The organism is Halalkalibacterium halodurans (assembly GCF_005671335.1).
GTDB classification, from domain to species: Bacteria; Bacillota; Bacilli; order Bacillales; family Bacillaceae_D; genus Halalkalibacterium; species Halalkalibacterium halodurans.
In genome coordinates, this window is the sequence record NZ_CP040441.1 from 3,292,144 (window position 1) to 3,318,045 (window position 25,902).

Here is a 25,902-nt window from a genome sequence, read left to right on the forward strand (position 1 = left end):
CCATCACTCCTAGATCAGATTAAAGGTTCTTGATCAATTCATTCGCAAACTCTGAGCATTTGACTTCTGTAGCCCCATCCATTAATCGAGCAAAGTCGTATGTGACAACTTTACTTTCGATCGTTTTGTCCATGGAAGCCATAATTAAGTCAGCAGCTTCATTCCAACCAAGGTGACGAAGCATGAGCTCACCAGATAAAAGTACAGAAGATGGATTCACTTTGTCGAGGCCTGCATATTTCGGCGCCGTTCCGTGAGTGGCCTCAAAAATGGCGTGACCTGTATCATAGTTAATGTTCGCTCCCGGCGCAATTCCGATACCGCCTACTTGAGCCGCGAGTGCATCGGAAATATAGTCACCGTTCAAGTTCATTGTTGCTACAACATCGAACTCTTTCGGACGCGTTAAGATTTGTTGGAGGAAAATATCGGCAATTGAATCTTTGACGATAATTTTGCCTGCTGCTTCCGCCTCTGCTTGCGCTTTATCCGCAGCTTCCTTTCCTTGTTCTTCAACAATTTTGTCGTACTGTGCCCACGTGAATACTTTATCACCGAACTCGCGCTCAGCTACTTCGTACCCCCAGTTTTTGAACGCACCTTCTGTAAACTTCATAATGTTACCTTTATGAACGAGGGTGACGCTCTTACGTCCTTCTGTAATCGCATATTGAATCGCTGCACGAACTAGTCGGTCTGTTCCCTCTTGAGAAACAGGTTTGATGCCAATACCAGAAGTTTCAGGGAAGCGAATTTTCTTAACGCCCATTTCTTCCCGTAAGAAGTTGATTACTTTCTTCACTTCATCCGTTCCAGCCTGATACTCAATTCCTGCGTAGATGTCTTCAGAGTTTTCACGGAAAATAACCATGTTCGTATCTTCCGGACGTTTGACTGGAGATGGAACCCCATTAAAATAACGAACTGGACGCAAGCAAACATAAAGGTCAAGTTCTTGACGTAATGCCACGTTTAAAGAACGAATGCCTCCTCCAACTGGAGTCGTAAGCGGTCCTTTAATAGCGATTGTATACTCGCGAATCGTTTCAAGCGTCTCATCTGGAAGCCATTGGCCTGTTTGATTGAACGCTTTCTCACCTGCCAAAATTTCTTTCCAGACAATTTTCTTTTCTCCGTTGTACGCTTTCTCCACAGCCGCATCGATCACCCGATGTGCAGCCGCCCAAATATCAGGACCTGTTCCATCCCCTTCGATAAATGGGATAATTGGATTGTTTGGTACTTCAAGTACCCCTGCACTTACTTTAATTTTCTCTCCGTTTGCCATGAATGTTACCTCCTATGCGTTCGTCTTCCTCTCTTACTTCTATGTACACGGAGGACACACCTCCGACTGTACTCGTTTAGTTGCGCTCTTCCAAACGTACATATTGTCGCTTGTTCGGTCCAACATATTCTGCCCGAGGGCGAATCAAGCGGTTGTTGCTGTATTGCTCTAAAATATGAGCCAACCATCCGCTCATACGGCTAACAGCAAAAATCGGTGTAAATAAGTCGTGTTTGATTCCAAGACTATGGTAAACGCTAGCGGAATAGAAATCAACGTTTGGCAATAGTCCTTTTTCATTTGTTACGATTTCTTCAATTTTCACAGACATCTCGTACCACTTGCTTTCGCCCGTAATGCTCGTTAATTTCTTAGACATTTCCCGTAGGTGTTTAGCACGTGGATCGCCATTTTTATACACTCGGTGACCGAAGCCCATAATTTTTTGTTTGTTGTCCAAAGCTTTGCGGATGTAAGGTTCAACGTTTTCAACATCGCCGATTTCCGTGAGCATGGCCATTACCTGTTCGTTGGCCCCACCGTGAAGAGGTCCCTTTAATGCCCCAATCGCTGCTGTAATACCAGAGTAAACGTCAGAAAGAGTCGCAACACAGACTCGTGCTGTGAATGTAGAGGCGTTTAGCTCGTGATCAGCATGCAGAACAAGTGCTTTATTAAATGCATCAACCGCTATTTCATCAGGCTCTTCTCCTGTTAGCATGTACAAGAAATTCGCCGCAAAACTTAAATCTGTACGAGGAGCAACAGGCTCTTTTCCTTCGCGAATGCGAGAAAACGCTGTCACAACCGTTGAAACTTGCGCTTGAAGCTTCAATGCCTTTCGCTTGTTTGCTGCTTCATCCATAAGATCCGCTTCCTCATCATACAAGCCTAAGCTTGAAATCGCTGTGCGAAGAGCGCCCATTGGGTGTACGCGATCTAACGGATAAGCTTTCATTTGCTCAATGACTTCTTGCGGGATTTCAGCGTTATTTGCAAGTTCATCTGCAAGTTCTTTAAGCTCTACTTTATTTGGGAGCTTTCCATTCCAAAGAAGGTATATTACTTCTTCAAAACTTGCATGTTCAGCAAGTTCATCAATATCGTATCCTTGATACGTTAATACACTTTCAATAATCGAACTTACGCTAGATGTCGTCGCAACGACGCCTTCAAGACCACGAGTGACACTCATACTACCCTCTCCTTTTCCTATTACTTTTACTCTTAAATGCAACGGATTGATCAGGGGCTTTATCGATATGTATCTTTTCCCTGTCCCGTTTTTGAAAAGCTTTTGGAAAACGTAACAAAATCACATTTTCCTCTATTGTTGTACAGGAAGGAAGTCAACCAATTCTTATTATAAACATTATTTCAACTTTTGTGAATGTTTAAGAGCATTTTTCGACAAGAAGGTTTCTCCAGCGAAGAGCGAAATTCCTTTTAAAATAAAGGTGTTTGCGCAGAACGGCATGATTATCCCCAAAACGAACCGAGCCACTGGACAACCTTCATTGTCAAATAGGCAATCCCAGCGCCAATTAAAGGCCCTACAGCCACACCATTAAATACGGCAACAGCAAGAATCGTACCGAGCACGAGTGCTGTCGTAATATGAGGGTCATTCTTTAACAAATCAATTCCACTTGCTGCAATGAGCGCAACGACAACGCCTGAAAGAAGAGCAACCCATGCATAAGATGAACGGATCGCTTCCCCCATTTGCTTAAACCCGATTTCTCCCGTCGCAATCGGTGTTAGTACAGCAATTGTAATAATGGTTACACCAAGACTGATACCTTTTTGCTGAAAAAATGGGAAAACCTTGTCCCCAACGCCAATAAATTTAATGACGAGGAGCACAAGTACTGCAATAAGTAGCGATTGATTTTTTGCTAGTAGTGCAATCACTAACAAAACAAGCATAAAAATAGTCGCTTGAGATATCAACTTTTGTTGTCCTTCCTTCCTCCTAAACAATCCTCGTTCATCATACCATAAATGTAAGCGCTTTGTCATGTTTCATAGTATTTGCTCAGCGGCTAGGACATATCATAAAACAAAATCCAGAACGACCTCGCTTCTCGGTCAAACCATGCGAAAAAGCCCTATGCTGCTAGTGAGCACAAGGCAACTAACTTTAACGGATCACCGTCTTGAAATGAAGACGAATGAACCATTTCGAGCCATTTTATTGAACAGTTTAAGAATGAAGCCCTTCGCAATTCCTCTCGTTTGTGGGATCAGAAGAAAGAACCCAAGGGCATCTGTAATATATCCTGGTTTAAGTAACACAACACCGCCTATCAGGATACAAATGCCGTCAAGAAGCATGTCACTTGGAACTCGGCCTTGCTCTACCTCAAGCTGCGCTAAGCGAATCGTTTGTAATCCTTCTCGTTTCGCAAGCCATGCTCCCAGAACACCTGTGAGCAAAATCAACCCAATGGTAGGCCAAAGGCCAATCGCTTGGCCAAATAAAATCAAAAGGGCAATTTCAGCTGCAGGGACAATGATAATGAGCAACAATAAGATTCGAAACATCGCACATCTCCCTTATCATAGAGAAAAAGAGAAGGGATTTTCCCTTCTCTTTTCATTATAGTACACTTGCTTGCCCTCTGTAAATGTCACCGCGGCTCGTATCGACCGTTATTTCTTCCCCATCTTTAAAGAGCGCAGACGCATTTTGTACACCGACGATCACAGGTGTATTAAGACTTAGACCAACAACTGCGGCATGGGATGTAATCCCACCTTCTTCGGTAATGACGGCGGCTGCTTTTTCAAAGGCTGGCATCATATCCTTATCCGTGCTGAAAGTAACTAAAATCGACCCTTCTTCAACCTTTGCATTTGCTTCCTCTGCATTAGCAGCAATGACGACTTTGCCGTTCACCGTGTCGCGTCCAATGCCTTGACCTTTCGCGACCACTTCACCAATGACGTGAACTTTCATAATGTTCGTCGTTCCTGTCTCTCCCACTGGAACACCTGCCGTGATGACGACAAGATCCCCTTGTTTCACCAATTGGGACTTTAACGCTGTCTCAACGGTCACTTGAAGCATATCATCCGTCGTCTCTGCCTCTTCTCCAAGGATTGAATACACTCCCCAAACGAGAGCGAGTTGACGAACAACTGTTTCGTTACTTGTAACTGCTACAATTGGTGATTTCGGGCGGTATTTCGCTACTACGCGAGCTGTATGGCCGCTTTCAGTCGCCGTCAAGATTGCACTTGCATTCAAGTTGAATGCTGTGTGGCCAACCGATTGACTAATAGCACTCGTAATCGTCGTTCTCGCTTCTTTTGTATGCTTGGACAAGATTTCTTGATAGTTTAGGGCTTGCTCTGCACGCTCTGCAATTCGGCTCATCGTCTGAACCGCCTCGACTGGATAATCCCCAGCTGCGGTTTCACCGGAAAGCATGATCGCATCCGTTCCATCAAAAATCGCATTCGCTACATCACTAGCTTCGGCTCGAGTTGGACGTGGGTTACGCTGCATCGAGTCAAGCATCTGTGTCGCTGTAATAACAGGTTTAGCTACAAGGTTGCATTTCTTAATAAGCGACTTTTGCACAAGTGGAACTTCCTCAGCGGGAATCTCTACCCCTAGATCTCCACGGGCCACCATCAAACCGTCTGATACTTCAAGAATTTCCTCGATGTTATCAACGCCTTCTTGATTCTCGATCTTAGGGATGATTTTAATATGCTCTGCCCCGTGCTGCTCAAGCAATTCGCGAATTTCTAGTACATCTTGCGCTCTGCGAACGAATGAAGCTGCAATGAAATCGACGCCTTGCTCTATCCCAAACTTGATATCCGCTGCGTCTTTTTCTGTGATTCCAGGCAGGTTGACGCTTACGTTCGGGACATTGACACCTTTTTTATTTTTCAATGTGCCGCTGTTCAAGACTTTTGTCAAAATCTCTTGATCGCGAACCTTAACGACTTCTAGCTCAATTAACCCATCATCTAATAAAATTTTTGCACCTGGTACAACATCATGAACTAGGCCCGGATATGTGACAGAAATACGCTCACTCGTACCTACAACCTCCTTCATAGAGATGACAAGCTCTTGCCCTGCCTTTAATTCGGCCACGCCCCCTTCAAGGGTTTGGGTACGAATTTCCGGTCCTTTTGTATCAAGTAAAATTGCAACTGTTTTTCCGATACGTTTCGCTGCTTCTCGAATGTTTTTGATTCGTGCACCGTGCTCTTCAAAGTCCCCATGGGAAAAATTTAACCGCGCAACATTCATGCCTGCTTCCATTAATTGTTCTAACTTTTCTACACTTTCACTCGCCGGACCGATCGTACAAACGATTTTTGTCTTTCGCATTTCATTGCCTCCCCTGTTTTCCTTCAACAGCTCTTTTATAAGAACCTTTGTTAAATGGACAGTTCCTGTGACAAACGATACATATCCAAATCAATCGAATGCTTACGTTGCAATACTTCTGTAATGTCATGATGGACAAGCTTATTATTTTCAATCCCGACCGTTACACCTGCTTGTCCTTCTAAAAGCAAGTCTACCGCTTTCGCTCCAAGACGACTCGCGAGAACACGATCAAATCCTGTTGGTGAGCCTCCCCGTTGAATGTGTCCGAGCACGGTGACCCTTGTCTCAGCCCCTGTTCGTTCTGAAATTTCTCTTCCGAAGTCCATTCCACTTCCTACACCTTCAGCAACGACGATTATACTATGTTTTTTCCCTCGCTCTTGTCCTCGTTGCAGACGGGAAATGATTTGGTCAATATCATGATCAGCTTCGGGGATCACAATGGTTTCTGCTCCATCGGCTAAGCCAGACCAAAGCGCTAAATCACCGGCATTACGTCCCATGACCTCGATGACATATGTACGATCATGCGATGTTGCTGTATCGCGAATTTTATCAATCGCATCAATAACCGTATTCAAAGCTGTGTCAAAACCAATTGTAAAGTCTGTTCCAGGGATATCGTTATCGATCGTTCCTGGCACTCCCACTGTTGGGAATCCGTGCTCCGTTAATTTTTGCGCACCTGCAAATGAACCATCCCCACCGATAACAACTAGGCCTTCGATGCCAAATTTCTTCAGTTGCTCAATTCCCTTTTTTTGCCCTTCAAGTGTCTTGAATTCTTCACAACGGGCCGTATATAAAATGGTCCCCCCGCGATGGATAATATCACCTACAGAACCAAGCTCCATTTTTCGAATATCTCCTGAAATTAAACCAGCATACCCTTGGTAAATGCCATAAACCTCTACTCCGTGATAGATCGCCTTACGTACAACCGCACGGATGGCGGCATTCATGCCAGGAGAGTCCCCTCCACTCGTTAACACTCCAATTCGCTTCATAATTGAATCTATACCTCCTTCAATGTTCATCACATCTACTCCACTGGACACAGCGTGTGCGCCCCACTCCTCTCATCGTGAAACGTCTTCACCAAGCAGATCTGCTCATTCTGAACACAAACTTGTGACCATTGACCCTCATTTTTTAAAAATACCACTTTAACGAGCTGAATACAACTATGGACAAGACATAATGAAAGTGCTTCCTCTTAGGAAGAAAGCACTTTGTCTTTAATTGACGCTTATGGCATCGTTTACATGGGAAAACTCCCCAATTTTCTTGTATTTTTCGTAACGCTCATTCAGAAGTTCTTCCGTCGTTAGGGATGACAATTGCTTTAACGATTTCTCTAGCACTTGATCAATAGCTTCGGCCTGTTCGGCTACATTACGGTGAGCACCGCCTCTAACTTCAGGAATAATGTCATCTATAATTTGGAGCTCCTTTAAATCAGGTGCTGTAATTTTCATCGTTTCTGCGGCCCGTTGTGCTTGGGATGCATCTTTCCAAAGCAAAGCGGCTGCTCCTTCAGGAGAAATAACCGAATAGGTGGAGTTTTCTAGCATGTGGATTCGATCCCCTACTCCTAACGCTAGCGCCCCTCCACTTCCTCCTTCACCGATCACGATGCAAACAATTGGAACTTTCAATCCTGCCATTTCCAATAGGTTACGGGCAATCGCTTCACTCTGCCCACGTTCTTCGGCCGCCTTTCCAGGGTACGCTCCCTTCGTATCAATAAAACAGATGACTGGACGGTGGAACTTTTCCGCCTGTTTCATTAAACGTAGCGCCTTACGGTAGCCTTCAGGATGAGGCATTCCAAAGTTGCGGCGAATGTTCTCCTTCGTATCTTTGCCCCGCTGATGGCCAATCACGGTTACAGGTTGGCCTTTGTATTTCGCAATCCCAGCAACAATCGCTTCATCATCACCATACAATCGATCTCCGTGCATTTCTAAAAAATCCGAGAACAATTGCTCGATATAATCCAACGTCGTTGGCCTCTCGCCATGGCGAGCAATCTGTACCCGTTGCCACGGCTTCAAGTTACCGTAAATATTCTCTTCAAGGGCATGAAGTCGTTTTTCTAGCTTTTCAATCTCATCCGAAAGATCGATCTCTTTTTCTTCTGTAAATGTGCGCAATTCTTCAATCTTTCCTTTCAAGTCGCGAATCGGCTTCTCGAAGTCAAGCTCAGTTGACATTGACCTCACCTCCTATGAAACATGATGGATATCAAGGATTTTGGTCAAAGTTTCTTTCATCTCTGACCTTGGAATAACCCGATCTAGCTGTCCATGCTTTAACAAAAATTCTGCTGTCTGAAAGTCATTTGGTAATTCCTCACGGATGGTTTGCTCAATGATTCGACGCCCTGCAAACCCAATGAGCGCTCCAGGTTCAGCAAAATTGTAGTCACCTAATGAAGCAAAGCTTGCCGATACCCCACCAGTCGTTGGATGGGTCATAACCGAAATGAACAAACCACCTACTCGGTCTAGACGTTCGAGAGCAGCACTTGTTTTTGCCATTTGCATTAAGCTTAATACCCCTTCTTGCATACGCGCCCCGCCCGATGCAGAGAAAAGGAGGAATGGCTGCTTGTTTTCGATCGCCCGCTCAATAGCACGGGTGATTTTTTCCCCAACGACTGATCCCATGCTCCCCATCCGGAAGCGAGCATCCATGACACCGATGACGAGCGGAAACCCGTTCATCGTTCCTTCTCCCGTCACAATCGCTTCATTTAAGTTCGTTTTCTTTCGATCCGCTTCCACCTTTTCACGATACGTCGGAAACGAAAGTGGATCTTCCGTCGTCATCCCTTTATCCAGCTCTACAAAGGTTCCTGGATCCAGCAAACTTTCGATCCGATCGAAAGCGTTCATCCGGTGGTGGAAGCCACATGAATCACATACGTATAAATTTTTTTTCAACTCTTTTGTATACATAATCGTCCGACATGAAGGACATTTTGTCATAATCCCTTCAGGTATATCATGCTTCGCCCGCTCAGAAGGGATCGTTGCATATCGCTTTTTCTTAGAAAAAAAGTCTTTTAGCACACTCGACACCTCTTTTTTCGCTATGTAATGAACTGGAAGTGCCTTTCCATCGCTTCCTTGATCCATTAGTGCTGCAAATGCAGCGCCATGGTCAACGTCGCTTGCTGTTCATCTTTTTTCTTTAAAGCTTCCACAATCGTGCGATGCTCCTGCACAATCGCCTTACGCTGCCTGCGCTGTACCACTTCATAGGTCATTGCCGTTTGATGATATTCTACGAGAGATGCCCACATATTGTAAAGAAGCCGATTTTGACAAGCAGCAACGATGCGTTCGTGAAACCGATGATCATGTTTACGAAAGTCATCCTCGCTATGTTTCTCTATTTCCGATTCAAGAATGAGTTCATCCAATTGCTGAATTTCTGTTTCAGTTATGCGACGACACGCTAAACGCAATGCCTCAATTTCTACAATTCTCCTCGTTTCCCCTAAATCCTTCAATGCTTGTTGATCTTTTAATAAAAAGGATAAAATCACGCTGACGAGAGGATAACTATTGGCTGGACGAATAAACGTCCCTTCGCCCCTTCGTGTTTCAATCAAATCTAAGAGCTCCAAAGCTCGAAGTGCCTCGCGAACGGATGAGCGACCTACATGTAACCGGTCGCTCAATTCCCGTTCAGAGGGGAGCTTATCACCAGCAGAAAGTTGGTCAGCACGTATGATTTGATTAATCTGTTTAATGACCTCTAAATAGACTTTGTCACCAGCTGACAAACATTTCTCACCTGCACTCTCTTGTAGCCACTTTTACAAATTACTCAATGATGGCTAATTTCCTTGTCTTTGCTTCCACTTCAGCAGGATCAACCTTTCTTCTAGCAACTCCTGTTTCCATCGCCGTTTTCGCCACAGCTGCCGCCACAGCTGGTGCGACACGCGGATCAAATGGAGCAGGAATGACATAGTCAGGATCTAAATCCTCTTCCGCTACAAGGTCAGCAATCGCATGAACAGCAGCAACCTTCATTTCTTCGTTGATGTGCGTCGCCCGTGCATCAAGCGCTCCGCGGAAAATACCAGGAAACGCAAGCACGTTATTTACTTGATTCGGGAAGTCTGAGCGTCCCGTTCCGATCACTTTCGCTCCTGCTGCTTTCGCCTCTTCAGGCATAATCTCCGGCACAGGGTTAGCCATCGCAAAAATAATAGGATCATCATTCATATTTTCAATCATTTCTTTCGTAAGTGCTCCAGCTACAGAAACACCGATAAAAACATCGGCTCCTTTGAGCACATCTCCAAGGCCACCATCGATTTTGTCGCGGTTTGTCCACTTCGCCACTTCTGCTTTCATGTCATTCATGCCATACGGACGGCCGTCATAGATGGCTCCTTTTGAATCACACATTATAATATCCCGTACACCCATTCGTTGCATCAGCTTAATAATAGCAATTCCGGCTGCACCTGCTCCGTTGGCCACGACTTTAATCTCCGACATTCTCTTTCCTGTTAATTTTAGCGCGTTAATAAGGCCCGCCAAAGTCACGATGGCTGTTCCGTGTTGATCATCATGAAAAACAGGGATGTTTGTTTCCTTCTTTAGACGCTCTTCAATTTCGAAGCAGCTCGGTGCGGCAATATCCTCTAAGTTAACGCCACCAAAAGTAGGCTCAAGCAGTTTCACCGTTTCCACAATTTGATCGACATCTGTTGTCCGCAAGCAAATCGGAAACGCGTCTACACCAGCGAAGGATTTAAATAACACAGCCTTCCCTTCCATAACTGGAAGAGAAGCCTCCGGTCCGATGTTTCCTAACCCTAGCACCGCCGTTCCGTTACTTACTACTGCTACCATATTGCCCTTCATTGTATATTCATAAACCGTTTCCACATCTTCAAAAATTTCTTTGCACGGCTCGGCAACACCCGGTGAATAAGCAAGGCTTAAATCTCTTGCATTTCGTACGGGAACCTTAGACTTCGACTCTAATTTTCCTTGATTTTCTCGGTGAATGTGTAAAGCTTCCTCTCTTGTCGTCGCCACAGTAGACACGCTCCTTCAAAGATAGTAGTTATTTTACAAAGTTTATATAATGGCTTTAGCTGGTCTGACCACCTGTATAAAAACATCTTTTATTATAACAGACGAGCCCTTCTTGTACACCCTTGTTTCACTGAGCCATCATTCAGCTCTCATCCTCGTATGTGCTCACAACGACATGTTCTTTTCCGACTAATTGTTCGAGTTCATGTAAGAGTATAAAGGAGAGGGAAACGTGATATTTTTCCGGGAGCTGAATCGTTTTTCTTTGTTTCTCGTAGTACATGACAACAGGCGTTGGGCCATGGTGGACTTGAAGCAACCGCCGAATATCGTTTAACCGTTCCACTTCTTTCTCAACGTCTGCCGTTATTTTTAAAAACAGCTTTTCCTTTTCTTTTTTTAGCATATGCTTTAGTGGCAAAACTTTATCGACTAATAGCTGCAGCTCTTCGGAGCGGCCCCGATCCATCTTTCCTTCGACAAAATAAAGCTCGCCTTCCTTTAATCCCCATTCGTACATCGCCCAAACGGCCGGAAAAACAACAGCTTCCCATTCCCCTGTTTCATCGCTCATCGTGAGAAAACCCATCACCTCACCGCGTTTTGTTCGAATCCGGCGAATTCGATGGATCATGCCTGCCAATTTTACAAAACGTCGCTCGGCCCCTTCCAAATATGTTAACCGATCATATTGCCTGAGCGATTCGGTATAGGCAAGCAGTGGATGACCACTAAGATAAAACCCGACTGCTTCCTTTTCATAAGCTAGCTTTTCTAAGTCGGTCAAGGGCTCTACCTTTATATACTCTGGCTCTTCTACACTTAGCTGAAACAGCCCCCCAGTATTTTCTTGGAACTCTTTCACTTGTTCAGCAAACTGAAAGGCTTCTTCAATGTTGGCTAGAAGGGTAGCTCGCTCCCCCAGCTCATCAAGAGCTCCTGCTTTAATCAGACTTTCCATCACTCGGCTAGTAACGATACGGCCATCTACTCGCGAGCACAGGTCGAACAGACTGCGAACAGGCGCTTCACGTCGTGCCTTGATAAGTTCGCGGATCGCTCGAACACTCACATAGCGCAACGGTAAAAGTGGGAAGCGGACCCCTTCTTCCTCTTCGCTAAAATGGATATCACTTTTCGAAAGGGAAGGAGGAAGCACTCGGATTCCTTGTTGCTTCATCTCTTGAAGGAGCCGTTCCAGTTTTTCAGGTTGATTCCAAATGGTTGAGGCAAGCGCCGCGTAAAATGAGCTAGGATAATGGGCTTTTAAATAGGCAAGCTGATAGGCAAGCATGCTGTAGGCAACTGCATGGCTTTTATTAAATCCATAGTTGGCAAAACGAACGATCAGCTCATATATTTTTTTAGCCGTCTCTTGCTCATAGCCTTGGCGGACGGCTCCCGTAACAAATGCCTCCTCTTGCTGGCGTAACGCTTCTCCCTTTTTCTTACTTATTGCTCGTCGCAGCAAATCGGCCTCACCTAAACTAAAGCCAGCCATTTTTGCGGCGATTTGCATAATTTGTTCCTGATAAACAATGACACCATATGTTGAGCTTAAAATCGGCTCTAAGTCTGGATGGAGATAAGTAATTTCCTTTGTCCCTTCTTTTCCTTGAATGTAATCAGGTATAAACTCCATCGGCCCTGGTCTGTAGAGGGCGTTGACAGCGACAATATCTGCGAAAGTATTTGGCTTTAACTCACGTAGCACTTTCCGCATTCCCCCAGATTCTAGCTGAAAGACACCTGTCGTTTCCCCCTTGGCAAGTAAGGCGAATGTTTTTGCATCGTTTAAGGGGAGCTGCTTTACATTGAGAGAATGGCCGTACGTTTCCCTCACTCGTTTGACGACCATTTCTAGCAATGTCAAATTACGCAATCCAAGAAAATCCATTTTAATTAAGCCAACATCCTCGACTGTTTCCATCGTCCCTTGCGTGAGAGGCACCTCTCCTTGCCCATGCTGTAAAGCAATGACCTCTGTCAACGGCTGTTCACTGATCACGACCCCGGCTGCATGGGTAGACGTATGCCGCGGCAGCCCCTCTACCTTGCGCGCGAGCTTCATCACTTTTTGCGCCTCATCGGAAGCGTGCACGAGCTGTCGGAGCCGTTCGTTCTCATTATAAGCTTTTACCAATGTCATCCCAGGTCTACCGGAAATCTCTTTGCTAATTTTTTCAATGACGTTTGGCGGGATCGCGAGTGCCTTTCCTACATCACGTACCGAGGCTCTTGCAGCCAACGTACCGAATGTGAGGATTTGCGCTACTCGATTCGCCCCGTACTTTTTCTTCACGTAAACAATCACTTCTTCGCGGCGATGATCAGGGAAGTCAAGATCGATGTCAGGCAAGGAAATACGTTCTGGATTTAAGAAACGTTCAAACAGTAAATCATAGTGGAGCGGGTCTACGTCGGTAATAAATAACACATACGCCACTAATGAGCCGGCGACAGAACCTCTTCCCGGCCCTGTTACAATCGACGCTTCCCGAGCGAATCGCATAAAATCCCACACGATTAAAAAGTAATCGCTAAAGCCCATTCTCTCAATAACCGCCAATTCTTCTCCTAAGCGTTGCGCCTTCTCTTTGGTCCATTCTTCCCCATATCGCTCTTTCGCCCCTTGTTCACAAAGCTTGCGCAAGTAGTCCTCAGCTGATTGTTCATTAGGCGTTTGAAATTTCGGTAACCTTGGCTTACCAAGCGTAAGTTCAACATGGCAACGATCGGCTAGCTTTTTCGTATTTTGCAACGCTTCTGGATAAGCTCGAAACGTTTGCTCCATCTCAGTCAACGTGAAAAAGCAAACATCCTCCTCTTGTTCGATTCTTAATTCTTCTACGAGAACACCTTCGCGAATCGCCTGAATCACTTTCCACGCGTCTAAATCTTCTCGCTCTAATACTTGAATATGCTGACTGCACACAAGGGGAATCGCTAGCTTTGCCGCCAATTGATTGATCGGTTCAACTTTAGAACGGTCCGTGCCTTGAATTTCTAAATAAACGGATTCCCCTCCAAGATGATCTTTGAGAAACTGGATAAATCGCTCTCCTCGTTCTAGCGCTTCATCTTCGAGACAAGCGCGAACAAATCCTCCTGAATATGGAATGACGTACAACAAGTCGTCCTTATACGCGAGAAGCTCTTCCCACGTCACATATTTTTCTTTTTCCTCGCGGCATTGAATGATCGTTGAAAGCTTCAAAAGGTGCTCATACCCTTTATTGGAGCGGGCATATAAGAGAAGGTCACTCTCTCGATCCTCTGCAAATCGAACGGTGGTCTCCATCCCGATAATCGGTTTCAATCCTGATTCTTTACAAGCTTTGTAAAAAGGAACAGCCCCATACATGACATGGCGATCGGTTAATGCCAATGCAGAAAACTGGGCTGCTTTTGCCTTTTCTACTAGTGCTGGAATCCGACACATGCTTGAGAGAAGGGTGTATTCACTATGTACGTGTATATGAACACTTTCCATCGAAGCTTCCCTCATTTCTTATCTGTTTCGTTTCTATTTTCTATTATAGTATGTCTTTTTCTCTTATGTCAGCTTTCCACCTTCGGGACAGCATATTCTTGTCCACTGACGACTATACATAGTAACAGCATTTCATAGCGGGAATGATTTATACGACAAGGAGAGAGGGACGATGGACAGAGAATTCTTAGCAACATTAGTGATTGATTTTTTCGTCGCCTTTGGAGTCCTCATTGGGGGAACGTTAATTGGGGGGATGGGAGCGTATTTAATAGGCAAACCCCCGTTGCAAGTCATGCATGACCTGGCAGGAAGCTTAAAAATTTGGGCAATCGTTGCTGCGATTGGAGGTTCATTTGATGCGATTACGAGCTTAGAGCGCGGACTATTCACCGGAGCTCATGATGATATTTTCAAAACATTGTTTATGGTGTTTTTCGCCCTTTGCGGTGCACACTCAGGTACGCTGTTAGTGCAGTGGATTGTTGGGGAGCAGCATGTCCTATGAGAGTGCCTCCTTATTATCGTCGGCCCGGTTGGCAGCGTTTTTTCGCCGGATTGATCATTGGAATTTTGATCGGCTGGGTGTTTTTCTTATTGCAGTACGGACCGATCCACGATGAGCTCATTTTAGAACGGAGCAAACAGCAGGCAGAGGTCGCTCAACTAAAAGAGCGAATTGATGATCTCGTTCGTAAGCAAAATGAACAAAATGAGGAGAATCAAAAAAAATTAACGATTCAAGAAATCGAAATTTCCTTTACGAATGCACGGAGCCTTCGTTTAAACCAGCTTACCCTCTATGAGCTTCATCAGCAAGCGATAGAGGAGCTCCACTTTTTAGAACAGAGAGACATTGAAACGGTTGCTAACATGAAAGACCTTATGATCTCGACCCTTGAGAATAAAGTATTTTCCATCAACGATAGTCGCTACCAGCTGGACGTCGAAGAGGTTTATTTATTTACAACCTTGCATATTTACGCGAAAATAGTCCCTGCTTCTTCATAACGATCTATGACGTTTTTCTGAATATTTCTCCCTTTCCTTTCCAAGACAAACCGTTATCCTGTATACTATATAAAAGGAAAACTAACGCGATTTGTAAAAAGGAAGGAGTGAATGAAATGGATGTAACCGGTAAAGAAATGATCATCAACCGTAAGGAAATGGCCTTAAAAAAGGTGGAAAAGATCAAGGCAGGTTATTCTGCATTTGCCGAAAGCAAAGAAGTATCCGATTTCATTCGCAAAGAACTCAAACGATTAGGGATCGACGACGTATATGAGGACATAACTGAGCTTGGCTCTTGGTTCATTCCAGCAAACCAGCGGGATGAAGATCATAAGTAAATCTAAGTAGCAAAGAGACTGGGACATAACTAGCCAAACGTATAAAAAGGTTCGGATCATTTTATTTTGATGCTCCGAACCTTTTTTCTGTTGATTCGTGGGATCGCCTGTAGTTTGATTTGCGTTTATGGCCGTAAACGCAAACCCTCATTCATTTCTGACATTCTCGTTGCCTCTGACGGACATTCGAGTGACACGCAAATGAGCCTTCAGATAACTAAAAACCGATTTTTACGTCGACCTTACACTGACCATAGATTGCCCCCCGTTTTCTCGTCTGAAAGCATCTGTTGAATCTTTATTTGTTGTTCCTATTTTTCATTGATTAAGATTTCCCCACTCACGGAGGAGGCCTTGAGCTTCCGGATGAACACGGAACCGATAAATGGTTCGGTCAATAGGCTTATAAGCATACGAATACTGCTAAGGTATCCTTTTTGTGTATACGCATGACTAGACGGACGTTTCCAAGTTGATGGTCAAAATCACGAGACGCCTGCGGGAAAAGCAAGAACTGAAGATCCATCGGGGTGATTTTCCCCGATTAGCTAAAGCCTTGTCCGCGGCAAGGGAGTGGTTTTTGAAACAATCAACGCCATATAAAATAAGAGTGGCACTCATCACCGTGGTGGGTGCCACCCCCATATGTTAGAGTATCCGTCTAACGACTGGAAGACAGACGACAAACTAGTATCGTGCAGTTAAGTTTAACGTCATTGGTGGCTTCCTTTTTGGCGGTAAGCCAAGCTTTCCTAACGTCTAAAATCGCTAGCGACCCGCCGGAGCTTCTCTACAATCTTATCTGTTTCCTCCCAGCTCTTCGCCTTCGCTCCTGCTGCCATCGGGTGTCCGCCCCCGTTATGTTCCATCGCCACCGTATTGATTACTGGTCCTTTTGAGCGGAGGCGCACACGGATTGTCTCTCCATCTTCAACGAAAAATACCCATGTGAGTAACCCTTCCACATCGGAAAAGCTGTTAACAAAAGCCGCTGATTCGTTCGCCGTCACATCATATTCAGCCAACAGTTCACTTGTCAGCTTCATGACTCCGACACAACCATCAATGATGGAAAAATGTTGAAGAATGTAGCCTTCTAACCTCGTTTGCTTTAATTCACGACGATGGAGTCCGCTGTAAAAATCATTCGTCTCGATCCCTTGTTCAAGAAGAAGGGCTACATGGCGTAACGTTTTCGGTGTCGTGTTATCATAACGGAATCTTCCCGTATCACCAACGATTCCAGCATATAGTAAAAGAGCACTCTCTTTGCTCAAGTTATACCCTTCCTCCTTTCCGGCAAGGAACAAGTCGACAATCATCTCGCTTGTGGAGCTTGCCGATGGATCCACCCAGACAATATCGCCGTATGGCTCCTCATTTGGGTGGTGGTCGATCTTTACGAGCTTGTCGCCCCGTGCATATCGTTGATCGCTGATTCGTTCCTCGTTCGCTGTGTCACATACGATGACGAGCGCCCCTTCGAACTTTTCATCATCAAGCTCGTCCATGTTGGCTAAAAATCCGAGCGATGGTTCTTCATCCCCGACAACAAACACGTTCTTTTCTGGATATCGCTCGCGAATAAGTGTCGCTAGCCCAACCTGTGAGCCAATGGCATCAGGATCTGGTCGTTCATGACGGTGGATTATGATTTGATCATAGGCCGCAATGGCTTGTAGAATGTCGTGCTTCATCTTCTATCCCCTTCTCTCTCGTCAATAGTTGCTGTACTGGCTTTTCCTTTCATTTCACGTTAGAATAAAAACAAATCACAATTGTTTTCGTGCAGGAGGATGTTTATGGCTGTTTTATTTACCGCACTTGTGTTTATCTCGATCGGCTTGTTTTTATATTTTAAAATAAAAGCGTGGAGAACACCCGAATCGCTGCTCAAACGAATTCACGAATCAAAAGCGAGCATCGCCTCCGGTGTATTTCTTACCGCGTTTGGTATTAACCTGTTAGTCGGCCTGCGCGGCACGGTCGATTTAATTGTAGGGCTTGTCTTCGTAGGCTTCGGTGGTTTCATCCTCTACCACGGCATTCGTGCCTACCAACATTATGTACCACAACTGAAAAACCAATAACCATTTTTGCGTCAAAAGAGACTTGGATAACCCAAGCCTCTTTTTGTTAATCGATGATTTGCGCCATAAACAAGGCCTTCCCAACAATTTCTCCTTCATGGTACATTTCCACATCTATTTTCCCATGCTTACGACCAATTTCTAACACCCGTGGTCGTATCGTTAAACGGCTGTCAATCTGAACTGGCTTGAGGAAGTAAAGGGTGATGTTTTCGACGACGAGATCCCCTTTTTTATACTTTCGAAGAACCCGGCTACCGGACTCAATAACGAGAGACGTCATGACACCGTGCGAGATCGTTCCTAATTGATTCGTCATTTGCGGCGTAATTTCTACCTCATATGAATCCCCTTGGTCGGAACTACTTTCATTCAGGCCATTTGTCATCAAATCTTCAATCGTCTCTCCGACATGGGGCTGACGTTGAATCATTTGTAGCGCTTTTAGCACATCCTGACGACTGACCACACCGATTAACTTCCGGTGAGAGTCTATGACTGGGAGGAGCTCAATCCCTTCCCAGACCATCACATGGGCGACAGCAGCAACGGACGTACGTTCACTGACCGTGATTGGATTTTTCGTCATGACCTTTTCGATCGGTGTATGCCGGCTCGCGTTCAGGACATCTTTCGCAGCAACCATCCCTTGAATCTTCATGTTCTCATCAATTACAGGGTAGCGGCTATGTCCTGTCTTCTCATTTAATTCATGCCACTTCCCAACGACATTTTCCGTTGTCATGTAGTACGTATCTTGTAGTGGGATTAAAATATCGTCCACAAGAGTGATTTCCTTTTTAATTAACTGATCGTAAATCGCCCGGTTAATCATCGTCGCAACGGTAAACGTATCATAGCTCGTTGAGATCACTGGAAGATCCAGCTCATCCGCTAATTTAATCGCTTCATCACTCGTATCAAAGCCCCCGGTAATTAACACTGCTGCGCCTGCTTCCAGGGCAATTTGGTGTACCTGATAGCGGTTCCCTACAATCAAAAGGTTGCCTGGCTCCACATACCGCATCATCGCATCTAGCTTCATCGCTCCAATGACAAAACGATTGAGGGTTTTATGGAGACCGTCTCGACCACCGAGAACTTGTCCATCAACGATGTTTACCACTTCTGCATAAGTCAGCTTTTCGATGTTTTCTTTCTGTTTCTTCTCGATTCGAATCGTACCAACCCGTTCAATCGTGCTGACAAGTCCTTGATTTTCCGCCTCTTTAATTGCACGATAAGCCGTTCCTTCACTCACTTGAAGATCCTTGGCAATTCGGCGGACCGAAATTTTTTCACCCACCTCTAAATTCGTAATATACTGCAAAATTTGTTCATGCTTTGTCGCCAATCCCTTCACCTCGCTTTCACTCGTTATCTGTACTTGTCTGTAAAATATAACTGTATTACTAAATTATACGAGTGATGAATTGGCGTTTCAACCTTATCTTACGTAGCGTTTAACCTTTTTTGCCTCCCGTTTGTGTTTTGATTGAAATTGAGCGTTTGTTTTCGTTTGATTTCTTTTATATAACAGTGCAGCTCCATTTCCACCGATTACGAGTAAGGCGAACCCCATCCACAAGACCGCAAACAAATAAGCAAGGCCGGTTTCATGGAGGGGTAGACGTGGCAGCCCATATATTATAAGAGCCAAACCTAATAAAAAACAGAGCAAATAGCGCTGATTCATATGACCATCTCCCTTTCGGACAAGTACAGCTCGTTACATTGTATGCTGCTTACTGCGGAAGAGAACGGAAAATCATTCGTATTTGATGGTCTAACAAAAAAGTCCCCAAAGAATCATCGTTACTTCTCCGGAGATCTCTCCTTACGAGTATTCAGTGGCAAGTAAAAGAATAGCTGTTTGTCATTTGATTATGAACAATCGTTTCTACTTCTCCACCTACTTTCTCACATCCAGATATTAACTGTTCTAACTCTTTATGATTCATAGCTCTAGCCGACAGCGTTAACAAAGAAAGAACAAGCAACGCCGTGCACAAAACGATGGACCTGTTAAATATATGGTTATTTTTCAATTTTCTCATTTTACATACTCCTTCTTTCGATTACCCTTGCTACCAATTGATGAAAACATTTATGCTAGCTCAAACAGGAAGAGGCTTTAACCTATAAAAAAGATTAAGCCCCTTTTACGTTTCACTTTATAATTCAATTACCTCGCCAACGGCTAATGCTCTTCCTTTTTTCCCTGACAGTGACTCTGCAAATGCGACAGGGTCTTGCTCAATGACAGGGAATGTGTTGTAGTGGATCGGAACTACTGTTTTGGCTTGTAACCACTCTGCGGCGACTGCTGCATCTTCAGGCCCCATTGTAAAGTTATCGCCAATTGGTAAAAATGCTACATCAATGGTGTTCCGCTCACCGATTAACTTCATGTCAGAAAATAGCGCTGTATCGCCTGCATGGAAGATTGTTTTTCCTTCTGCCGTAAAAAGAATTCCACTTGGCATCCCGGTATAGACAATGGTTTGGTTTTCCTCTGTGTAAGAAGATCCGTGAAATGCTTGCGTTAATTTTACATGGCCGAACTCAAACTGATGGGCTCCGCCAATGTGCATCTCATGAACCTTGACTCCTTTCCAGCTAAGATATGTAGCTAATTCAAATGGAGCGATCACAAGAGCGTCATTTTGCTTTGCGAGTTGGAGAGTGTCGCCGACGTGATCATTATGACCATGAGTTAACAAAATCACATCTACCTTCAAGTCATCGACTGATAGGTCTGTCAGCCCATTTCCTGTAATGAATGGATCTATCAGGATCGTCTTTCCTTCTGTTTCAATTTTGACAACAGAATGCCCATGATAGCTTACTTTCATTGCACTCAACTCCCTTTCAATCATCAATCGTCTCTAGTGTCCTTCTTTCCTGGTCTCCCATTGTTTAAACATCTGTTGTTTTATGGCTTTGGATGGTCCCCTCCTCCTACATCAACACGTGGTTGGAATACCTATCGATTTCCTTTCTAATTTTAACATAAGATGGTACGGTAAAAAGGAAGAATGCAGGTTTCGTTTTGAAGCCTAGAGAAAGGAAGCGATAAAAAATGGAACGAATCAAACGCGTAATCGAATGGCTTAAAGACAATGACCACTCGATGGCCTTTATTCAAGACAAAACGTCGATTTTTTATTTAACCGGATTTTACTGCGACCCCCATGAACGGCTCGTTTCCTTGCTACTTTTTCCAGAAGCAGAGCCATGCCTTATCTGCCCTAACATGGAAACTTCCCTTGTTAAAGAGGCAGGCTGGACAGGAGAAATTCTTGGCTATTCTGACATTGAAGATCCGTGGCTACTCGTACGGCAAGCAGTTGAAAAACGGAACGCTGTGCTCACTTCCTGTATTGTAGAAGCTCCAAGGCTGACCTATGCACGGGTGCAAGCATTGCAAGACGCCTTTCCGGCGATTAAGTTAATTGACGGGGAACCATTCTTAATGGAGTTACGAAAGCAGAAGTCAGCCAAAGAATTAACGACGCTAAAAGAAGCGGCAGCCTTAGCCGACTACGGCGTCGAGGTAGGGGTACAGGCGATCCAAGAAGGTCGTTCCGAAATAGAGATTCTTGCTCTCATTGAATATGAATTAAAGAGAAAAGGGGTTCGTGACATGTCGTTTGGTACCCTTGTCCTCTCTGGGGATCAGTCAGCCAATCCACACGGCAATCCCGGCAAACGTACGATCAAAAAAGGAGATTTTGTACTGTTCGATTTAGGTGTTGTGTTGGACGGGTATTGCTCAGACATTACCCGGACTGTCGCGTTTCACCATGTGACCGATCAGCAACAGGACATTTATGAAACCGTACGAAAAGCCCAGCAAGCAGCACTGGATGCATGTCGGCCAGGAGTTGAGATTCGCACTCTTGATCAGATCGCGCGAACGATCATTACAGAGGCAGGCTATGGAGACTATTTCCCACACCGGATCGGACACGGCTTAGGCATGGAAGTTCACGAGCTTCCATCGTTAAACGAGACGAATACCGATCGCCTTCAAAAAGGCATGGTGTTTACGATCGAGCCCGGTATCTACCTTCCTAGTATTGGTGGTGTTCGAATTGAGGATGATGTCGTTATTACAGAAGACGGATATCAAACCTTGACAAACTATCCGAAAAACTTGCAAATCATTACGTAGATGAAAGATGTGGACCTTTTCAACGCTTACAAGTGCTTAAAGTGGGATACATACATCGTGTATAATTCATTTCCTCAGCAAACACAATTGATTTACCAACTTATGTTATTAAACAAAATTTCGTTAGAAAAACGGATGAACGAGACAAGGTCGTTCATCCGTTTCTCTACCTTCTCCTGATTAAGCAAGTAGGTCCATAACATCCTTATACGGTTTGTTTTGTGAGACTGCGACAGCTTCATATACGATATGGCCAGCTAAAGTATTTAATCCTTTGCGTAACGCTGGGTCATCCAGACACGCTTGAACGTACCCTTTATTCGCGATGGCGAGCGCATATGGAATCGTCACATTCGTCAAACCGATCGTAGATGTGCGTGGAACGGCTCCTGGCATGTTGGCAACAGCATAATGTAGCACACCATGCTTCTCATAGGTTGGATTACTATGAGTGGTGATACGATCCGATGTCGCAACAATTCCCCCTTGGTCAATTGCCACATCGACGATAACGGAGCCCTGTTGCATGGACGCCACCATTTCTTCGGTCACAAGCTTCGGTGCTTTTGCCCCTGGAATGAGCACTGCGCCAATAACGAGGTCTGATTCTTTGACGGTTTCGGCGATGTTAAGCGGATTTGACATAAGCGTATTGATCGACTCCCCAAACAAATCGTCAAGCTGACGGAGTCTGTCAGGATTTAAGTCTAATATGGTCACATCTGCCCCTAAGCCGACAGCGATCTTGGCAGCGTTCGTCCCGACGACCCCTCCACCGATGACGGCCACCTTTCCTCGCTTCACACCGGGAAGACCCGAAAGCAGGACTCCTTTACCACCTTGCGTCTTCTCTAAAAATTGTGCCCCGATTTGTGAAGCCATCCGACCAGCCACCTCGCTCATCGGTGTTAAAAGCGGCAGCGCCCCGTTTGCAAGCTGCACGGTTTCATAAGCGATTCCGATCACTTTTTTCTCAAGAAGAGCATCCGTTAGCTTGAGTTCAGGAGCAAGATGAAGATACGTGAACAAAATCAATCCTTCACGAAAAAAACCATATTCTTCGGGGAGTGGTTCCTTTACTTTCATGACCATCTCCATCTGCCATACTTCGTCTGCCGTATCGACGATCTTCGCTCCTGCTATGACAAATTGTTCATCCGTAAAACCAGAACCTTCTCCTGCCCCTTTTTGTACGATTACCTCATGTCCATGCTGCGTTAAAGTCATGACTCCAGCAGGTGTGATCGCGACTCGATTTTCATTGTTCTTCACTTCCGTTGGCACGCCGATTTTCATTTTGCTCATCCCTCCTTTTATTCATTTGATTCCTTTTTCCACACCCATGTAAACAGCTTTCCTTTCTCGTTCATATACCGAGCCTCAAAGCGAGTCAGGTCGGGAAATTTTTGTTTGATTCGCTTTACCATTTCTTCTGCTTCTGCCTGCTCATGGATGCCAGCGACTTTTACGATTTCTCGGACGGCTTTCTTTGCTTCTTCTCCCTTAATTACCTTTGTTCCGACTTCATATTCAAAGTGATTCGGATTGTCATATTCCCACTCATGTAAAGTGTCTCCTTGCCATACTTTGATACGCACTGAATAGTTGCCCATTAATCCACTTGCTTCCGCTAATGAATGGACACCTAGCACCACAAAACTACTGATCAATAAAAAAACGACCCATCTTTTCACTCATCTCACCTCGTCGTTAGAATGTGTGAAAAAATGGATCGTTATTCATCTCTTACCGATAACGATGCAATACATCGACAGCACCTGTGACCTCTATAACCGAACCTGTTACCATATCCGAGTCATCCTCACATAAAAAGGCCACTGTCCGAGCAATATCTTCACCCGTTCCTGAACGACCAATCGGGGTGTCAGGGTCTTTTTGTTTACGTGACTCCTCAATTGTAGCTTCTTTCATTTCCCCTACTATATTTCCCGGGCAGACCATATTCACGGTAATTCCGTACTCTGCCTCTTCCACAGCGACTGTTTTCATTAATGAGACAAGACCTACTTTTGCCGCAGCATACGCTGACCGATAGAGCCAAGCAGGAGCTGTATTTGCCCCCTGAAATCCGTATAAAATAATCCGTCCAAACTGTTGGTTGCGCATGATGGGGAGAACCTTTTTGAACATATAAAAGGCAGCGCTTAAATTCCCATTCACCATCGTCTGCCATTCATGCTCTTCATAGTCAAAAAGCTTTTTACGTTCGAAAATATAAGGCCCTGCGTTATTCACGACAACATCGATTCGACCAAAGCGATCATAAGCCCCGTCCACTAGACGGTAAATATCCTCTTTTTTCGTTACATCGACTTGAACTAGTTGAATTCGATCTTTAAGATGGCCCCACGTCGTTTCCAACTGCTTCATCGCTTCGTCTTCCGTTCGATAGCTAACGGTCACCGTGTATCCTTTTTTAAGCAGGGCTTTTGTTACTTGAACTCCAAGCCCTTTAGTACCCGATGTTACTAGCGCATGTCGCATCCATTCTCCTCCTTCAAATCATGGCCACTTTCTCATGTAAATCATACTATGATTAAAAGCCATAGTAAAAACATACGCTAGAGACACCGAACTTTTCCTTATTAATTAGTTTCGTCTACATGTGTGAGTTCATCATTCATTCGTTTCGCTTGATGAACTTCTTCATCTTCATGGCGTTTGTCTACATCCACCCGAACGCGGTCACGAGCGGTAAATGATCGGTCCACTCGGTTTTCTTTCGTTCTGTTATCATCTCTCATCATCTACCCTCCTTTCAAATCACCTTTAGAATCCCTCCATCGCTTTTTTTTACACTTTAGTTTCTAAAAAAGGTAGGAAAACGAATATTTTTGCTATTAAGATTGGCGGTAAGCCACGTTTTCCTACTGAAATGGTTTCCATATCCAACCTTTCGGGAATAGAATAATGAGTAGAGAAAAGAGGTGAGTTCGATGTACAACCATATTCTTGTCGCAGTGGATGGATCCCCTCAGGCGAAGCGAGCATTATATAAAGCGTTTAACTATGCCAAAGAGTTTAAAGCCGATTTGTTCATCTGCCACGTAATTGACAGTCGTTCGTTTGCTACAGTTGAACAATATGATCGCACCGTCGTCGGATCAGCTGAATTGGATGGCAAAAAGCTGTTGCAGCGTTATAGTGAGGAGGCCGAGAAGGCTGGCGTGGACAAAGTGCATACCATCCTTGATTTCGGTAGCCCTAAAGCAAACATCTCTAAAACAATTGCCCAAAAATACGATATTGATTTAATTATCACTGGTGCTACGGGCTTAAATGCAGTTGAACGCTTTTTGATGGGAAGCGTATCTGAATCGGTGGCTCGTCACGCTAAATGCGATGTGCTTATCGTTCGTAACGACCAAGATCAATCATGATCGAAATACTTGATCGCCAAATCTACATGGTGAAATGATTGCTTTTCTTCTACTTTAGCCGCATATAAACAGAACTTAATTAATGCAATAAAAGGACTGCCGCTAGTAGCGGTGGTCCTTTTCTGGGGCTGTCCCAAAAGCACCTTAAAACATAAAATCGGGAGAACCGTTTGATGCGGTTCTCCCGATTTTTGTGTTGATTTGTGTTCTTTGGTTCCTTCGAGCGACGATCCACCGTCGCTCGTTTCCTTAGGTTGTGGGCAAGAGCCACAAGCCCGAGCTCGATGTGCACGTTTTCTTTGCCGCGAAGATGGTATCCTTTGGAATCCGAGGTTTTGTTTGACATGACCAAATACGCTCTCCACATCCGTTTTTCTTTTTTGGAAGAGCGTTCAGCCTTCTTCGCTTTTCAGTTTTTGATGTTGCTTCGCTTTGAGTTCCTCATACAACGGGTTGTAGTGTATCTGTCGATTTCCCGGGACTCCCCGTACTTGAACAGACATCCTTCACATGACTCACACTCATACACTTTAAAATCCCGTGTATAACCATACGTATCGATTCGCTTGGTGTATCGTTTAAAAGAGACTTTCCGCTGATTTGGACACTGTTCGATCATGTCATTCACCACACGTGCCGCATGGTTCTGTGGAATGGATCGAAAAATCCATA

General features: G+C 44.7%; 26 protein-coding genes and 1 pseudogene. 6 read left to right on the plus strand and 21 right to left on the minus strand.

The window, feature by feature from the left end; translation table 11 throughout:
* Positions 1 to 19 precede the first annotated feature (19 nt).
* The 11 genes from icd to dnaE all read right to left on the minus strand — a co-directional run bounded on the left by icd (position 20) and on the right by dnaE (position 14,210).
* The gene (gene icd, locus FED51_RS16030) at positions 20 to 1,288 is read right to left on the minus strand and encodes an NADP-dependent isocitrate dehydrogenase (RefSeq protein ID WP_010899302.1); all 1,269 of its coding nucleotides are present in this window, start codon (positions 1,286 to 1,288) and stop codon (positions 20 to 22) included.
* 76 nt (positions 1,289 to 1,364) lie between these two features.
* Positions 1,365 to 2,483, minus strand: coding sequence for a citrate synthase (citZ, locus tag FED51_RS16035; protein WP_010899303.1), 1,119 nt, complete (start codon positions 2,481 to 2,483; stop codon positions 1,365 to 1,367).
* A gap of 284 nt (positions 2,484 to 2,767) precedes the next feature.
* On the minus strand, positions 2,768 to 3,241 hold the full coding sequence (locus tag FED51_RS16040; RefSeq protein ID WP_010899304.1) for a DUF441 domain-containing protein: 474 nt from the start codon (positions 3,239 to 3,241) through the stop codon (positions 2,768 to 2,770).
* 198 nt (positions 3,242 to 3,439) lie between these two features.
* On the minus strand, positions 3,440 to 3,835 hold the full coding sequence (locus tag FED51_RS16045) for an FxsA family protein (RefSeq protein ID WP_053430528.1): 396 nt from the start codon (positions 3,833 to 3,835) through the stop codon (positions 3,440 to 3,442).
* Positions 3,836 to 3,890: 55 nt separating this feature from the next.
* A complete protein-coding gene (gene pyk, locus FED51_RS16050) occupies positions 3,891 to 5,645 on the minus strand; it encodes a pyruvate kinase (protein ID WP_053430527.1) in 1,755 nt (584 codons plus the stop codon).
* Positions 5,646 to 5,695: 50 nt separating this feature from the next.
* A complete protein-coding gene (gene pfkA / locus FED51_RS16055) occupies positions 5,696 to 6,655 on the minus strand; it encodes a 6-phosphofructokinase (RefSeq protein ID WP_010899307.1) in 960 nt (319 codons plus the stop codon).
* A 231-nt stretch (positions 6,656 to 6,886) separates the two neighbouring features.
* Positions 6,887 to 7,864 (minus strand): acetyl-CoA carboxylase carboxyl transferase subunit alpha, encoded by a 978-nt coding sequence (gene accA, locus FED51_RS16060; protein ID WP_053430526.1) that lies wholly within the window; start codon positions 7,862 to 7,864, stop codon positions 6,887 to 6,889.
* Between the two features lie 12 nt (positions 7,865 to 7,876).
* Complete coding sequence (gene accD / locus FED51_RS16065; protein ID WP_053431933.1) at positions 7,877 to 8,725, minus strand: acetyl-CoA carboxylase, carboxyltransferase subunit beta; 849 nt, start codon at positions 8,723 to 8,725, stop codon at positions 7,877 to 7,879.
* A 65-nt stretch (positions 8,726 to 8,790) separates the two neighbouring features.
* Positions 8,791 to 9,444 carry a FadR/GntR family transcriptional regulator gene (locus tag FED51_RS16070; RefSeq protein WP_010899310.1) on the minus strand — a complete coding sequence of 218 codons (654 nt, stop codon included), beginning with the start codon at positions 9,442 to 9,444 and terminating at the stop codon, positions 8,791 to 8,793.
* A gap of 40 nt (positions 9,445 to 9,484) precedes the next feature.
* Complete coding sequence (gene ystJ, locus FED51_RS16075; RefSeq protein ID WP_053430525.1) at positions 9,485 to 10,717, minus strand: NADP-dependent malic enzyme; 1,233 nt, start codon at positions 10,715 to 10,717, stop codon at positions 9,485 to 9,487.
* Between the two features lie 142 nt (positions 10,718 to 10,859).
* A complete protein-coding gene (gene dnaE / locus FED51_RS16080) occupies positions 10,860 to 14,210 on the minus strand; it encodes a DNA polymerase III subunit alpha (RefSeq protein WP_053430524.1) in 3,351 nt (1,116 codons plus the stop codon).
* A 172-nt stretch (positions 14,211 to 14,382) separates the two neighbouring features.
* Between dnaE and ytrH the strand changes: the two genes are divergently transcribed.
* The 3 genes from ytrH to FED51_RS16095 all read left to right on the plus strand — a co-directional run bounded on the left by ytrH (position 14,383) and on the right by FED51_RS16095 (position 15,562).
* Complete coding sequence (gene ytrH / locus FED51_RS16085) at positions 14,383 to 14,718, plus strand: sporulation membrane protein YtrH (protein ID WP_010899313.1); 336 nt, start codon at positions 14,383 to 14,385, stop codon at positions 14,716 to 14,718.
* Positions 14,715 to 15,221, plus strand: coding sequence for a sporulation membrane protein YtrI (ytrI, locus tag FED51_RS16090; RefSeq protein ID WP_010899314.1), 507 nt, complete (start codon positions 14,715 to 14,717; stop codon positions 15,219 to 15,221). Before ytrH ends, ytrI begins: the two co-directional genes overlap by 4 nt.
* Before the next feature lie 116 nt (positions 15,222 to 15,337).
* Entirely contained in the window at positions 15,338 to 15,562 is a 225-nt protein-coding gene (locus tag FED51_RS16095) for a YtzJ family protein (RefSeq protein ID WP_010899315.1), read from the plus strand.
* Between the two features lie 752 nt (positions 15,563 to 16,314).
* Here FED51_RS16095 and FED51_RS16100 read toward each other — a convergent pair.
* A complete protein-coding gene (locus FED51_RS16100) occupies positions 16,315 to 17,259 on the minus strand; it encodes a DHH family phosphoesterase (protein WP_010899316.1) in 945 nt (314 codons plus the stop codon).
* A 105-nt stretch (positions 17,260 to 17,364) separates the two neighbouring features.
* Between FED51_RS16100 and FED51_RS16105 the strand changes: the two genes are divergently transcribed.
* Positions 17,365 to 17,652 (plus strand): YtpI family protein, encoded by a 288-nt coding sequence (locus FED51_RS16105; protein ID WP_010899317.1) that lies wholly within the window; start codon positions 17,365 to 17,367, stop codon positions 17,650 to 17,652.
* Positions 17,653 to 17,698: 46 nt separating this feature from the next.
* On the opposite strand, the gene FED51_RS16110 is transcribed toward FED51_RS16105, so the two are convergent.
* The 4 genes from FED51_RS16110 to FED51_RS16125 form a co-directional block, all read right to left on the minus strand.
* Complete coding sequence (locus FED51_RS16110; protein ID WP_010899318.1) at positions 17,699 to 19,006, minus strand: CBS domain-containing protein; 1,308 nt, start codon at positions 19,004 to 19,006, stop codon at positions 17,699 to 17,701.
* 93 nt (positions 19,007 to 19,099) lie between these two features.
* On the minus strand, positions 19,100 to 19,348 hold the full coding sequence (locus FED51_RS16115; protein ID WP_010899319.1) for a hypothetical protein: 249 nt from the start codon (positions 19,346 to 19,348) through the stop codon (positions 19,100 to 19,102).
* A gap of 151 nt (positions 19,349 to 19,499) precedes the next feature.
* Positions 19,500 to 19,709 carry a hypothetical protein gene (locus tag FED51_RS16120; RefSeq protein ID WP_053430523.1) on the minus strand — a complete coding sequence of 70 codons (210 nt, stop codon included), beginning with the start codon at positions 19,707 to 19,709 and terminating at the stop codon, positions 19,500 to 19,502.
* A 117-nt stretch (positions 19,710 to 19,826) separates the two neighbouring features.
* Positions 19,827 to 20,507, minus strand: a complete 681-nt coding sequence (locus FED51_RS16125; protein ID WP_053430522.1) for a metal-dependent hydrolase — start codon at positions 20,505 to 20,507, stop codon at positions 19,827 to 19,829.
* A 227-nt stretch (positions 20,508 to 20,734) separates the two neighbouring features.
* Here FED51_RS16125 and FED51_RS16130 point away from each other — a divergent pair, with 227 nt between their 5' ends.
* Positions 20,735 to 21,829 (plus strand): M24 family metallopeptidase, encoded by a 1,095-nt coding sequence (locus tag FED51_RS16130; protein WP_053430521.1) that lies wholly within the window; start codon positions 20,735 to 20,737, stop codon positions 21,827 to 21,829.
* Between the two features lie 180 nt (positions 21,830 to 22,009).
* Here FED51_RS16130 and ald read toward each other — a convergent pair whose 3' ends face one another.
* The 4 genes from ald to FED51_RS21195 all read right to left on the minus strand — a co-directional run bounded on the left by ald (position 22,010) and on the right by FED51_RS21195 (position 24,594).
* A complete protein-coding gene (ald, locus tag FED51_RS16135) occupies positions 22,010 to 23,125 on the minus strand; it encodes an alanine dehydrogenase (protein WP_053430520.1) in 1,116 nt (371 codons plus the stop codon).
* 17 nt (positions 23,126 to 23,142) lie between these two features.
* Positions 23,143 to 23,523 (minus strand): hypothetical protein, encoded by a 381-nt coding sequence (locus FED51_RS16140; RefSeq protein ID WP_010899324.1) that lies wholly within the window; start codon positions 23,521 to 23,523, stop codon positions 23,143 to 23,145.
* 52 nt (positions 23,524 to 23,575) lie between these two features.
* Positions 23,576 to 24,334, minus strand: a complete 759-nt coding sequence (locus tag FED51_RS16145; RefSeq protein ID WP_010899325.1) for an SDR family oxidoreductase — start codon at positions 24,332 to 24,334, stop codon at positions 23,576 to 23,578.
* A gap of 101 nt (positions 24,335 to 24,435) precedes the next feature.
* Positions 24,436 to 24,594, minus strand: a complete 159-nt coding sequence (locus FED51_RS21195) for a hypothetical protein (RefSeq protein WP_175414332.1) — start codon at positions 24,592 to 24,594, stop codon at positions 24,436 to 24,438.
* A gap of 192 nt (positions 24,595 to 24,786) precedes the next feature.
* Here FED51_RS21195 and FED51_RS16150 point away from each other — a divergent pair, with 192 nt between their 5' ends.
* The gene (locus tag FED51_RS16150) at positions 24,787 to 25,230 is read left to right on the plus strand and encodes a universal stress protein (RefSeq protein ID WP_175414333.1); all 444 of its coding nucleotides are present in this window, start codon (positions 24,787 to 24,789) and stop codon (positions 25,228 to 25,230) included.
* A 79-nt stretch (positions 25,231 to 25,309) separates the two neighbouring features.
* Here FED51_RS16150 and FED51_RS16155 read toward each other — a convergent pair.
* Positions 25,310 to 25,852, minus strand: a pseudogene (locus tag FED51_RS16155) (transposase); the annotation flags it as partial.
* Positions 25,853 to 25,902 lie beyond the last annotated feature (50 nt).

Bases quoted from the DNA above. Each gene is read 5' to 3' on its own strand.
- icd (WP_010899302.1), bottom strand. From the start codon at position 1,288: ATGGCAAACGGAGAGAAAATTAAAGTAAGTGCAGGGGTACTTGAAGTA.
- citZ (WP_010899303.1), bottom strand. From the start codon at position 2,483: ATGAGTGTCACTCGTGGTCTTGAAGGCGTCGTTGCGACGACATCTAGC.
- FED51_RS16045 (WP_053430528.1), bottom strand. From the start codon at position 3,835: ATGTTTCGAATCTTATTGTTGCTCATTATCATTGTCCCTGCAGCTGAA.
- pyk (WP_053430527.1), bottom strand. From the start codon at position 5,645: ATGCGAAAGACAAAAATCGTTTGTACGATCGGTCCGGCGAGTGAAAGT.
- pfkA (WP_010899307.1), bottom strand. From the start codon at position 6,655: ATGAAGCGAATTGGAGTGTTAACGAGTGGAGGGGACTCTCCTGGCATG.
- accA (WP_053430526.1), bottom strand. From the start codon at position 7,864: ATGTCAACTGAGCTTGACTTCGAGAAGCCGATTCGCGACTTGAAAGGA.
- dnaE (WP_053430524.1), bottom strand. From the start codon at position 14,210: ATGGAAAGTGTTCATATACACGTACATAGTGAATACACCCTTCTCTCA.
- ytrH (WP_010899313.1), top strand. From the start codon at position 14,383: ATGGACAGAGAATTCTTAGCAACATTAGTGATTGATTTTTTCGTCGCC.
- ytrI (WP_010899314.1), top strand. From the start codon at position 14,715: ATGAGAGTGCCTCCTTATTATCGTCGGCCCGGTTGGCAGCGTTTTTTC.
- FED51_RS16095 (WP_010899315.1), top strand. From the start codon at position 15,338: ATGGATGTAACCGGTAAAGAAATGATCATCAACCGTAAGGAAATGGCC.
- FED51_RS16100 (WP_010899316.1), bottom strand. From the start codon at position 17,259: ATGAAGCACGACATTCTACAAGCCATTGCGGCCTATGATCAAATCATA.
- FED51_RS16105 (WP_010899317.1), top strand. From the start codon at position 17,365: ATGGCTGTTTTATTTACCGCACTTGTGTTTATCTCGATCGGCTTGTTT.
- FED51_RS16115 (WP_010899319.1), bottom strand. From the start codon at position 19,348: ATGAATCAGCGCTATTTGCTCTGTTTTTTATTAGGTTTGGCTCTTATA.
- FED51_RS16120 (WP_053430523.1), bottom strand. From the start codon at position 19,709: ATGAGAAAATTGAAAAATAACCATATATTTAACAGGTCCATCGTTTTG.
- FED51_RS16125 (WP_053430522.1), bottom strand. From the start codon at position 20,507: ATGAAAGTAAGCTATCATGGGCATTCTGTTGTCAAAATTGAAACAGAA.
- FED51_RS16130 (WP_053430521.1), top strand. From the start codon at position 20,735: ATGGAACGAATCAAACGCGTAATCGAATGGCTTAAAGACAATGACCAC.
- ald (WP_053430520.1), bottom strand. From the start codon at position 23,125: ATGAAAATCGGCGTGCCAACGGAAGTGAAGAACAATGAAAATCGAGTC.
- FED51_RS16145 (WP_010899325.1), bottom strand. From the start codon at position 24,334: ATGCGACATGCGCTAGTAACATCGGGTACTAAAGGGCTTGGAGTTCAA.
- FED51_RS21195 (WP_175414332.1), bottom strand. From the start codon at position 24,594: ATGAGAGATGATAACAGAACGAAAGAAAACCGAGTGGACCGATCATTT.
- FED51_RS16150 (WP_175414333.1), top strand. From the start codon at position 24,787: ATGTACAACCATATTCTTGTCGCAGTGGATGGATCCCCTCAGGCGAAG.